Annotated in this window: 9 protein-coding genes; 2 read left to right on the top strand and 7 right to left on the bottom strand. The window is 38.7% G+C overall.

Going from position 1 to position 11,634, the window contains the following annotated elements:
• Positions 1–924, top strand: coding sequence for a hypothetical protein (locus T8I65_RS10155; protein ID WP_322300498.1), 924 nt, complete (start codon positions 1–3; stop codon positions 922–924).
• Here T8I65_RS10155 and T8I65_RS10150 read toward each other — a convergent pair.
• Positions 899–1,801 (bottom strand): diacylglycerol/lipid kinase family protein, encoded by a 903-nt coding sequence (locus T8I65_RS10150; protein WP_322300497.1) that lies wholly within the window; start codon positions 1,799–1,801, stop codon positions 899–901. The two genes, T8I65_RS10155 and T8I65_RS10150, sit on opposite strands and share 26 nt — an antisense overlap.
• 70 nt (positions 1,802–1,871) lie before the next feature.
• Here T8I65_RS10150 and T8I65_RS10145 point away from each other — a divergent pair, with 70 nt between their 5' ends.
• Positions 1,872–2,837 (top strand): App1 family protein, encoded by a 966-nt coding sequence (locus tag T8I65_RS10145; RefSeq protein WP_322300496.1) that lies wholly within the window; start codon positions 1,872–1,874, stop codon positions 2,835–2,837.
• Positions 2,838–2,883: 46 nt separating this feature from the next.
• Here the strand turns inward: T8I65_RS10145 and T8I65_RS10140 are convergent, their stop codons facing one another.
• The 6 genes from T8I65_RS10140 to T8I65_RS10115 form a co-directional block, all read right to left on the bottom strand.
• Positions 2,884–6,105 (bottom strand): VPS10 domain-containing protein, encoded by a 3,222-nt coding sequence (locus tag T8I65_RS10140; RefSeq protein WP_322300495.1) that lies wholly within the window; start codon positions 6,103–6,105, stop codon positions 2,884–2,886.
• Between the two features lie 102 nt (positions 6,106–6,207).
• Positions 6,208–7,131: a PRC-barrel domain-containing protein gene (locus T8I65_RS10135; RefSeq protein ID WP_322300494.1), complete on the bottom strand. Its 924-nt coding sequence runs from the start codon at positions 7,129–7,131 to the stop codon at positions 6,208–6,210.
• A gap of 10 nt (positions 7,132–7,141) precedes the next feature.
• A complete protein-coding gene (locus T8I65_RS10130; RefSeq protein WP_322300493.1) occupies positions 7,142–7,333 on the bottom strand; it encodes a hypothetical protein in 192 nt (63 codons plus the stop codon).
• Positions 7,334–7,481: 148 nt separating this feature from the next.
• The gene (locus T8I65_RS10125) at positions 7,482–8,837 is read right to left on the bottom strand and encodes a M28 family metallopeptidase (RefSeq protein ID WP_322300492.1); all 1,356 of its coding nucleotides are present in this window, start codon (positions 8,835–8,837) and stop codon (positions 7,482–7,484) included.
• A 106-nt stretch (positions 8,838–8,943) separates the two neighbouring features.
• The gene (locus T8I65_RS10120) at positions 8,944–9,228 is read right to left on the bottom strand and encodes a YtxH domain-containing protein (protein ID WP_322300491.1); all 285 of its coding nucleotides are present in this window, start codon (positions 9,226–9,228) and stop codon (positions 8,944–8,946) included.
• A gap of 137 nt (positions 9,229–9,365) precedes the next feature.
• Positions 9,366–11,579 carry a bifunctional alpha,alpha-trehalose-phosphate synthase (UDP-forming)/trehalose-phosphatase gene (locus tag T8I65_RS10115; RefSeq protein WP_322300490.1) on the bottom strand — a complete coding sequence of 738 codons (2,214 nt, stop codon included), beginning with the start codon at positions 11,577–11,579 and terminating at the stop codon, positions 9,366–9,368.
• Positions 11,580–11,634 lie beyond the last annotated feature (55 nt).

Raw genomic sequence — 11,634 nt, 5'->3', positions numbered from 1 at the left:
ATGATGAAGAAGTTTATTATTATCCTGCTGGGTGTTCTACTCTTTAGCCTGGTTTGGTTTTTATTTATAAAAGAATACGATTACCAGTTTAGATTTCGGGCAAATCATTCACCTGCCATGGTTCAGCAAGAACTTAAAAAAATAGAAAGTTATAGCATTTTTGATAGTGAACCGGCAGTCTCCTATCAGCAAACTGACGGATATGATGCACTAAAACAAACCCTGCAATTTGGAGAGCGGGAACTTGATCTTCTTTGGGAGCTTGAAAATCAAGAAGATACCGTTACTAATATTTCTTTAAATGTAGCATCGGGTGAGAAAATTAAAAACAGACTGGCGTTATTGAATCCATTTTCTAGAAGTGAATATATAGATAGCCTCGAAAATTCATTTCTCAAATTTGGTAAGGAGCTTCTTATAAAGCAGTCGGCTTATAAAGTGCAGGTTATAGACAGTATTGTTTATTCCCCGGCACTAGATTGTATTTGCAAACCTGCTGAAGATATTAAGGTTGAGAACAAGGCAATGCAGATGGTCAGGGATATTGGTTATCTCGAAGACTTCCAGATAGCTCATCGGTTAAAACTGACCGGATACCCTTTTGTAAAAATTCGAGCCTGGGATCAGGAGGCGGGGACCATAGATTACAATTTTTGTTTCCCGGTAAATCTTGCCCAGGATATAAGACCCAATACATTTATTGAATTTCAGCAATTTCCAGCTACTACATCTTTGAAAGCGATCTATAATGGGAATTACAGAAGCTCAGATCTTGCATGGCACGAATTGCTTTCTGAAGCTAAGAACAGGGACCTTAAGACAAGTAATTTACCACTGGAGATCTTCTGGAACAATCCTAAAACTGGTGGTGAAGCATTAAGCTGGAAAGCCGAGATCTTTATGCCTGTGAAGCCTGAGAATTAAAATCTGCCGGTACCACAACCTTTAGTTTGTCATCCATAATACAAATTTTCACTTCAGAACTTTCTCCTTTGAATTCTCCATCGATCTGAAAGGCTACAGGCTTTTTACAGGTGATCTTTGCTTCTTTTACCTGAAAGGTTTCCACAACATCAGAATTAATATCGGTTTCATTACGTACAGTCTTAACTATTTCTACCAAATCTAGTTTTTTATAAATAATGATCTCAAACTTACCATCGTCCATCTTTCCAGTGGGATTGATATTAGCCCCAGTACCATACTTATTTGCATTCGCTATGGCAAGAAGTGCACCGCTGGTTTGTCGTTTTTTAAAGTTGGTTTCTACTTCAAAATCAAAAGGATATTCACTATTTATTAATGTTGGAAGTGATTGCAATAAATACCCGAATTTCCCACGAAATTTGGAATCTTCATAATTCTGAATAAGTTCAGCATTTACACCAAAATCACTGAGATGAAGACAGATATCGTCATTCATTTTTAGTAGATCCATTTCAAAAATAGTGTCACCAAAGGCTATTTTCACCTGTTCTTCAAGAGATTCGGGAATCCCAAAATTTGTAGCTAATCCATTTGCAGATCCTGCGGGAATAATGCCTAAGGGAATACTATAGCTTTTTATCGCTTTGGCTACCAGGTTAATAGTCCCATCCCCACCTATTGCAATGATCCTTTCGATCTTTAGCGATTTCAAGCGATCCTGGATCTTCTGAACGTCCTCTTTTCCAGTAGTAGCGAAAAGATGTATAGTTATTTGATGAGTTTTTGCATAATCACGTGCCTGTTGGATAATCTGCTTTTTATCCAAATCACCGGAAATCGGGTTCACTATCAATAAAACTTGGTTAAAATTCATGTGTTATTGGTTGATATACCTCTAAAATTAAGTATTTTGGAACGGAGTGATTTTAAAAAAAGGCCAAATTTTGAAGCTTGATCTTAAACTTTATCGGGGTTATGTAAATGAAGAAGAACTAGTTGTTTTTGGACATCTGTTCCAATCCTGGGCTCCAGATAAATATAGTGTAGACAGGAAAGGAATTAAACACGCTTATGCTTTACTTCATAAATTTCGTATTGAACCGTTACCCAACTATGAAGTTCATTTAAAATTTCAGGATATGGAAGTTAGCACAAGAACCTTGGATGATGGATATTTTAGATTTACTGTACCCTATGACTCTAAGATAGAGCCGGGTTGGCACGAGTATGAAGTTACCTGTAACACTGGCGATATTGGAATGATAGAAAAAGGTGAGCTGCTAAAGCCGCATCCTGGCAAACTTGCTATCATTTCAGATATCGATGATACTTTCCTTGTTTCACACAGCAGTAAGTTTTTTAAAAAGATCTACGTAATGCTGTCTAAGAATATCAACAATCGTAAGATATTTGAAGAGGTAAAGGATCATTATCATAAGCTAAGCAGGGCGGGTAGAGAAGAAGATAATTCGTTTAATTCATTTTTTTATGTGTCATCCAGTGAATGGAATCTATACGATTTTATTGATGAATTCGCACGTTTGCACGATCTTCCTAAAGCTGTGATCAAATTAAAGCAGATAAAGACCGGATTGATGGATTTCATTAAAACGGGTAGGGGAGATCACGATCATAAGTTTGTTAAGATCAAAGATATTATATCATTTTATCCACATCTGGAATATGTCCTTTTAGGTGATGACTCTCAGCATGATCCTTATTTATACGAACGAATTTGCAAAACATTTCCAAAAAATATTAGAGCGATCTATATACGGCAGACTTCTAAATCTCCAAAAAAAGAAATTCAGGAAGTGCTGGCTAATATTGAAAGTATGAATGTAAAAACCTGCTATTTCAGGGATAGTAAGCTTGCCATAGAACATTCTGAGAAGATCGGAATAATCTAGAGTGCATTGGAAAAAAAGCCCTTCCGGAGAAGAGCTTTTAATCTGCTTATTCTATTTCAAATATTTTGGTTTCTTTAAAAGCCGACATTTCTATTTGGTTCATTTCTTCCTTAAAATCTGGCCATACATCCCTATAGAATTTGTTCGTTTTGTTCAAAGCTTCCTGAAGCTCTTCCCGCGCCTGATTCATAAGGATTTCTTCAGTTTTAGTGATACCATTCTGCCTGGATCGTACATAACTGGATGCCGTACCAAGCCTTGTCATCACTGTATTATCTCTATTTCTTGTTATACCCTGTCTATCATCAACTTTTCCTAAAAAGAGCGCGATATGTTCCTCCAGTTTCTTTTTAATGGAGTCTACACTCCTTATTGCCGACTTCCTTTCTGAAGTATCTTTCAGGTTTTGTTTAAGATCTTCGGCGAAATTTTCTGCTTTGTTCTTACTCTTTATTAATTGTTCTACTGCATCTGCAGCGGTTTGTTGCCATTTTTCGATCTTCTGGGCTGCTTCGTATACTTCTGAAATACTCTTTTCTGAAACCTCCAGACGAGGATCTGATTTCACCTCCATCATTTCTTCGGAAGTTTCTCCGTTAAAACTCATCACGAGTCGGTAATCGCCCGGTTTTACAGCGACACCGCCTGGTTCTCTTTTCGATTCTCTGATAGATCTTGAAGGCCTGTCTGCTCCCTTTTCATCCAGATACCATTTTATAGTGTAAATTCCAGTGCTATCCGGAGCCTTCTGCTTCAAGGTTCTTATCAAACGGTCTGCATCGTAGATCTTCAGATTTATACTATCGGCATTAGCTTTTTTATCTACCTCTTCATCAGCAGTTTTATCTTTTATTATATTCGCTTTCTCATCCTTAATTTTCTCTTCCGAAGAATCGATTTTTATAAAGTAAGAGATTCGTGCTCCCTGCTCGCGATTTTCACCCTGATAGACTGCATCACCACCAAATCTACTTCCAGTTGGTTGCTGTGTGGCATTGTGATAAGCTACAGGTGGTTCAAACAAGGTTAGTTTATTCTCCAGGATCGTATTTTCGCCTGCAAGTTTTCTAAATGGCCTGATATCGTCAAGAACCCAGGCTGCACGCCCAAAGGTTCCAATGACCAGATCATGCTCACGTGGATGTATCACCAAATCCTTTACTGAAACTGTAGGGAAACCATGGGTGTATTTCTCCCAGTTCTTACCTGCATCAAGCGAAATATACAGTCCATCATCAGTTCCCAGGAACAATAGATTTTCTTCCACCGGGTCTTCTACAATGCTAAGGGCATAGCTCTCAGTATCCTTGTTGCCAACAATTCGCTCCCAGCTTTTTCCATAATTTCTGGTTCTATAAGCGTAAGGCTCATAATTGAATCTTCGGTAATCATTTGCGACTAGCAATGCTTCGCCTTTTCGCTTATTACTAGCCTTAATTTGTACGATCCAGCTCCCTTCCGGTAGTTTTGGTAAGTTATCTGATACGTCTGTCCAGTTTGCGCCACCATCGCGGGTATATTGAACTTTCCCATCATCTGTCCCAACCCATAACATATCTTCTTCTAATGGAGAAGGCTCAATAACAAGGATGGTGGTAAAGTTTTCAGCTCCGGTGGCATCCATGGTAAGTCCGCCACTTTCAGTTTGCTTCTGCTTTTCAGGATCATTGGTAGTTAGGTCTGGTGAAATAATCTCCCAGGTTAAGCCTTTATCTGTGCTTTTGTGAACAAATTGACTTCCGAAGTAAATAGTATTGTTATTGAACGGATCAATATTTATAGCTGAATTCCAATTAAATCGAAGTTCCACATCAGGATCTGGATGTGTAGGTCTTACCGAATAGTTATTCCCGGTTTCATGATCGTATCTGCTAACATATCCCTGCTGACTCATACTCCATCCATATCTGCTGTCATCTGGATCTGGAACGACATCAAAGCCATCACCAAAGCTAATTTCCTGCCAGTAAGAATTTCGGATTCCCTGTGCTTTCCATACGTAGGCGGGACCTCTCCAGCTTCCATTGTCCTGCATTCCGCCATACACATTGTATGGAAATTCATTGTCCACAGCAATATGATAGAACTGTGCAACAGGAAGATTGGCTACAAATCTCCAGCTTTTTCCACGATCTTTAGAAATATTGAGTCCGCCATCATTCCCGTCCATTAAAAAACTTCCATCTTCCGGATGAATCCAGAAGGCGTGATGATCTGGATGTATACCATTGTCTACGCCATAAGCCGGCATCAATTCTTTAAAACTATTACCGCCATCTTCAGAAACGTTTACGTAGGTAAAAACAGAATACAAACGATTCTCATTCTGAGGGTCTACAAACAAATCTGAATAATAAAATGGTCGGTTTCCAATTTCATCCTTATCGTTTATCATTTTCCAGCTATACCCACCATCTTCAGATTTGTAGAGAGCATTCTTTTTCGACTCAACTAAAGCATACATAATATTGGAATCGGAAGCTGCGATGGCAAGTCCAATTCTACCCAGTTCTCCCTTGGGAAGTCCGTCCTTTTCTGTTTTCATTTTCCATGTCTTTCCACCATCGAAGGTTATGTAAAGCCCGGAACCTTCACCACCCGATTTAAAAAACCAGGGATCCCTCTTATGTTCCCACATCGCAGCCACCAGTTTATTGGGATTATTTGGATCCATCACCAGGTCTGCAGCACCAGAAAGATTATTGGTATACAGAATTTTGTTCCAGGATTCACCACCATCGGTAGTTTTGTAAACTCCTCTTTCCTCGTGCGCACCCCAGGGTGAACCTATTGCCGCTGCATAAACTATATCGGGATTATCGGGATGTATGATAACACGGTGGATATGACGGGTTTTTTCCAGGCCCATACTATTCCAGGTTCTGCCTCCATCAAGACTTTTATAAATTCCGTAGCCACCATTGAGGCTATTTCTGGGATTACCTTCACCAGTTCCAACCCAGATAACCGATGGATTTGATTGCTGCACCGCAACAGCTCCTATAGAAGCGGTAACTTCATTATCAAATACAGGTTCCCATTTAATACCTGCACTGGTAGATTTCCATAATCCACCGGATGCTGTCCCTGCGTACATAATATCTGGGTCGCTGGTAACCACATCTATGGAAGTTACACGTCCACTCATCCCGGCTGGACCAATATTTCGGGGAGTTTTGTTTTTAAAAAGTTCAAGATCGAAGTTCTGTGCTGTAAGATTGGTGGTAATTATTAAAGCAAAAAGCTTTAATAGGTAGGAATATTTCATGAAAATGTTCAAATTTTTAATATGATCTCAAGTTAGCAATTTTCTATTAATCGATTTTTAAACACAAATCAAAAAAAAGGGACTTTTTAAAGTCCCTTCGTATTATTTTCTTCTGTTGAATTCCCTCCGACTATAAAAATCTTCAGGATCATCTAAGTTTCGGTCATCATGCTGCCATTGATGATCTTCGTCGATTGACTTTTCAGGTTTGAATCCTTTATGTTTATCGTGAAAATCCTGGGAACGATGGTGATCATCTATAGGTTTTCTCGATTCATTTAATGCTCGCCCGGAATAGGAATCATCCTGCGAAATTCTTTTTTCCGAAGTGTTTAGCTCTTCACCAGCCTTACGATCTAAGAATTGGCGATCGTCCCGGCCGGTATCAATGTTTGTATCCACCGCAGCTTTACGGTCTTCTGAAGAATATTGCATATTTTCTCGTTCTCTCTCAACCCGCCTTTCTTCTTCGGAAAGCTTATCATATCTGTGATCGCGATTTTCATTCATTATAGATTCATCTAAAGTAGTATGATTATGATCAGTGTTTTCGGTCTTGTGTAACTCATCATGATTGTTATGATCTCTATCTCTATTGTAGGATCCCAATACATGCTGCTCATAATTTCTGCTAATATCTGTCCCGGATCTATAGCGCTTGGTTTCGGCGAAAGTCTGGTAATCTATTCCATCTGTAAATACGTACTTTTCAGTAGCGTTGATATCGATTAGTCCAATTGGAATGATGATATGATTTTCACCTTCTTTGTTGATAAACTCCTTAAACTCACTTTGATGCTGAGTGGAGTAGGGGTCGTGGTTTTTGTCTATAATGTCCTGTTCTACCTGAACATCTACATAGACTACTTTTCCCAATTCTTTATTCACTAAGAGGTTATCTACTTTTCCTATTGTCTTTTTATCTCGATCCAGTAGTTTCCAACCACGAATATCATGATCATGATTGTCTACTTTGTATCCTTTTAGCTGGCTTAAATGTACCAGGTGTTTTTCTTTTGTACTCATAACTAATATTTTAACTCAGGAGGTTTGTGTTTTCATTAGATCTCTCAAATATCAAAGTAATATCATCAGTCTCATCAATTTCGTTATCATCGTTTTCAGCCATACTTCCGTAGAAATATAAGAACGCAAGAATTGCGAGGATAATCACTAAGAGAATCCACGGCCAAACTGGTTTTTTCTTTCTAATTTTTATTTCTGCCATATTGTTGATTTTTTGGTTATTCTAATGTACTACAGAGCAGTGCCAAAAAGCTGTAAGTATTGTGTAAAGTATTGTTAATTAGAAACAACGCATAAAAAAAGCCAGGACTAATGCCCCGGCTCTTCACGTATAGTTCTTAGGTTATAATCTATCTAAAAGTGCCACTTGGGAAAACAACCAGACTTTCATGGCCATTCTTACCTACTGCAGCAACTCCAAACAGGTAATTATCTATAACAATTCCCTCTAAAGTAAAATCTGTGATATCACCTACGAACCTGGAGTATTGCCATTGCGGTGAAGTTGTGTCTCTCCAATAGATCTTGTAACCAGCGATCTCAGCATCAACCGCTTCCCATCTCAACTTTGTATTGGGTTCAACAATTCCACCAATTTCAACTTTTTCAGGTGCAGGTGGTGCCCAGGCCAGAGAGGCAAGGTTGATAGCATTTACCGCTGTTAATTTCTTAGCATAGTCAAAATTAACGCCAGAGACCACATCGCCGTATTCTATGCCATGCTCTGTTCGAATATCCTGGTGTTGCCTATTATAGTTCTCATGAGCTTCCATTATACGAACCCCAGCAAATCCAAGATCATTAAAAGGTCGGTGGTGCCCACCACGGCCAAATCTATCCAGTCTGTAGATCATCATTGGGTTCATTTCTGGCATATATGTCTCTACATTTGAATGTATATATCTTGCCAACTGTCTTGAAATTCCATCAACTTCTCCACCATAGAATCTTCTCATTCTTCTTTCATTCTCCGTTTCGGTAGGTGGAACTGGTTCAGAAAAGATTCGGAAACTGCGGTTATCGATCACTCCATCTACACCTTCAATATTTCCGATCATATCATTATTCAGAATACCAATAATATCCCAGCCTTCTTTTTTTGCATATTCTGCCAGACCTTTCCCGCCAAAAAGACCTTGTTCTTCTCCAGATAAACCTACATAGATAATACTACTTTCAAAATCATAATTTGATAAGACTCTCGCGGCTTCCAAGGTTCCAGCCATTCCGCTGGCATTATCGTTCGCTCCGGGAGCATCTGTAGTGAAATCCATGGTATCGCCATTTCTTGAATCAATATCACCGCTCATGATGACATAACGATTAGGGTACTTACTTCCTTTCTGGATCGCAACTACGTTAACTACCCATGCTTCCTTTGGAATTCTTTGTCCGTCTTTGGGAGTCACATAATCTTTTTGATAAAACACATCGAGACAATCATTACAATCTGTAGAGATTTTGTCAAATTCAGATTTTATCCAACGTCTGGCAGCCCCAATTCCACGAGTTTCAGATACTGTATCACTAAACGTATTTCGTGTACCGAAACCCGCAAGTTTACGGATATCGTTTTCGATACGATCTGCACTTACATTCTGAATGATCTCGTAGATTTTTTGATCTGTGTTCTGAGCTTTGGAATTAATGGATATGATGCATAATCCTAGTATTAGGATAGCAGTCTTAAAGGTAGTTTTCATCATAAATGGAAATTTCTTTTAAAAATAGGGAAGTTATTTAACTCTATAAAATAAGAAAGCCCCGGTGTTACCGGAGCTTTAATTTATTGATCTTTATGATCCAATAAAATTAGGCTTGCATTTCGTGCATTTCTGCTTTAGCCTGGTTGATCTTTTCTTCAGACTTATTGCTGGCAAAACCTGCCTTAGTCTTAGATTTAAGAGCTTCCATCTTGTGGCTCAAAGAATCAGTAAAATCGTTGATTCCTTTGTTAGCGTCTTTGATATAACCGTTGCTGGTATCAGCAATAGTTTTTCTCGTTTCTGTTCCTTTTTTTGGTGCGTATAGTAATCCAAGTACTGCTCCTGCAGCTGCTCCTGATACTAGTCCCAATAATAATTTTCCTGATTTCATAGAATTTGGTTTTAAATTGGTTCGATTTAAATTCAGCTGCTAAATTAAAGAGAATTTGAACCTAGGCCATCTTCTGCTAGTTAATGTATATCTAAACTTTAAATAGAATTCACAAATTATTTAACACCTAAAATCGTTCAACTATTTGCTCTGAATTTTTCCAGTAAGGTTCGAACTTTCGGAGTACCCTCCACATAGTATCTGGCACTTGTTTTCTTAATACCTACTTTAACGGTAACGCTATCTTCCGGAAGATCTTCAAACATATACTCATCTGTCCAATCGTCACCAATTGCGAAAATAAAATCGTAATCCTTACCTACCAGTTTTTTAGTAGAGGCCTTTCCTTTATTCACACCGCTACTCTTAATCTCCAACACTTTATTTCCTTCCAGAACGCTTAGTCCACGATTGGAAATAAGCTCTTTTAAAGTGTTGCTCAATTCATTGGCACGAATCTCTCCTAGTTCTGGATCTGCCTTTCTGTAGTGCCATGCCAGAGAGTAATTCTTTTCTTCTATGAATGTACCTGGTGTTCTATCCACAAAATTTTCGATCACAGGACGAACTGCATCCATCCATTCACTTTTTACATTCTCTGAAAGTTCCCATTCTCCATCAATCTGTCTCATCCAAACTCCATGTTCAGAAATTAGTTCTATCGGTACATCTTTCCACCATGTTCCCAAAGTATCTTTATCTCTACCGCTTATTAATATAACATCGGTTTTATCATCTGCATTAAGTTCACGTATAAGTTCTTTAAGATCGGCATCTGGGCGGGCGTTCTCTGGTTTGTCTGTAAAGTTCACTAATGTTCCATCATAATCAATAAATAAAATCCTTCTTTTGGCTTGCTGAAATTTAGTCATGATCTCCTGTGAAATTTCAGAATTGATCTTAATGGATTGAAAGGACTCTCTGTTCTCTTTGGTGGATCTAAGAGATTTCATAAAATCACCTGCCCATTTTTCTACACTATACCGCCTTAATCGCTTCTGAAGCATCTTATTTCTTTCGATCTGCTCTTCCTTAGGCATTTCAAACGCGGTTTTTAAGGCTTCGGCCACCTGCTCAAAATTATTAGGATTAATTATTAGCGCTTCGTTCATTTCATGGGCAGCTCCGGCCATTTCACTTAGGATCAGAACTCCTGTATGATCTGTTCGCGTTGCGATATACTCCTTAGCTACCAGATTCATTCCATCACGAATTGGTGTTAGTAGGGCGATCTCACAGGTAGTATAAAGGTCGATCAGGTTTTCAAAAGGCATGGAACGATAGAAATACCAGATAGGTGTCCAGCTCACGGTAGAAAATTTACCGTTGATGCGTCCAACCAATTCATCAATTTCACGTTTCAGCCTTCTATACTGTGGTACATTAGATCTCGATGGCACAGCCAGCATCACCAGCCTTACTTTTTCAATATACTCCGGGTTCTTGTCCAGGAAGTATTCATAAGCTCTTATACGGTGTGCAATACCTTTAGTATAATCCAGTCTGTCTATACTAAGGATCAATTTGGCATCTGGTGTAGATTCTAAATGGTGGTCCAGTCTTTTTTGTAATTCAGACTGGTCTGCGGAAGTGCTTTCGTAATGATCAAGTGCAGCCTGCTCAAACTTCTTGTAATCGATACCCATAGGGAAAGAATCTACTTTAACGATCCTGTCTGGGAGGGTGATCTGGTTAAAATCTACCTGGTGTCGCAGAATACGACTTACCGAACTTAAAAAATGTCTTTCATAATCATAGGTGTGAAAACCAATAAGATCAGCCCCAAGCATTCCCTGTAAAACTTCATCTCTCCATGGAAGCGTTCTAAAAACTTCATAAGAAGGGAATGGGATATGATTGAAGAATCCAATGATAGCATCTGGTGCCTGTTCTCTTACCATATTAGGAACCAGTAAAAGTTGATAATCATGAACCCAGATGACATCACCTTCTTTATAATGTTTCAATATTTCATCTGCATACTTTTGATTTACTTCCTTGTAGGTATGCCAGTAATCATCGTCAGATTCAGTATACTCCATAAAATAATGGAATAGAGGCCAGATAGTACGATTACTAAAGCCATAATAAAAGCCGTCGATCTCATTGGCATTTAGATGGACGGCTACACAATTTTCTTCCCGGGCCTTCTGCTGAACTTCATCCTTCAGATTTTCGGGAATTTCCTCTTCAGTCATTCCTGGCCATCCTATCCAGATACTGTCTCCATCTTTATGAAATGATTTTAAGCCTGTTGCGAGTCCTCCCACACTAGGTGTTACTTCGAGATGATCTTCAGAAATAGAAATTTGCAATGGTAAGCGGTTGGAAATAATGATTGTTTTGCTCATAATTAATTATAAATGCCGTGGTCGCGAAATTGATTTTTATTAAATTTCCGAAAAT

This window comes from Christiangramia sp. OXR-203 (genome assembly GCF_034372165.1).
Taxonomy (GTDB): domain Bacteria; phylum Bacteroidota; class Bacteroidia; order Flavobacteriales; family Flavobacteriaceae; genus Christiangramia.
Note: the sequence above shows the minus strand (reverse complement) of the source record. Positions and strands in the feature narration are given on the sequence as shown.

Coding starts and splice junctions, on each gene's coding strand:
- T8I65_RS10140 (WP_322300495.1), bottom strand. CDS start 6,105: ATGAAATATTCCTACCTATTAAAGCTTTTTGCTTTAATAATTACCACC.
- T8I65_RS10115 (WP_322300490.1), bottom strand. CDS start 11,579: ATGAGCAAAACAATCATTATTTCCAACCGCTTACCATTGCAAATTTCT.
- T8I65_RS10150 (WP_322300497.1), bottom strand. CDS start 1,801: ATGAATTTTAACCAAGTTTTATTGATAGTGAACCCGATTTCCGGTGAT.
- T8I65_RS10125 (WP_322300492.1), bottom strand. CDS start 8,837: ATGATGAAAACTACCTTTAAGACTGCTATCCTAATACTAGGATTATGC.
- T8I65_RS10135 (WP_322300494.1), bottom strand. CDS start 7,131: ATGAGTACAAAAGAAAAACACCTGGTACATTTAAGCCAGCTAAAAGGA.
- T8I65_RS10120 (WP_322300491.1), bottom strand. CDS start 9,228: ATGAAATCAGGAAAATTATTATTGGGACTAGTATCAGGAGCAGCTGCA.
- T8I65_RS10130 (WP_322300493.1), bottom strand. CDS start 7,333: ATGGCAGAAATAAAAATTAGAAAGAAAAAACCAGTTTGGCCGTGGATT.
- T8I65_RS10155 (WP_322300498.1), top strand. CDS start 1: ATGATGAAGAAGTTTATTATTATCCTGCTGGGTGTTCTACTCTTTAGC.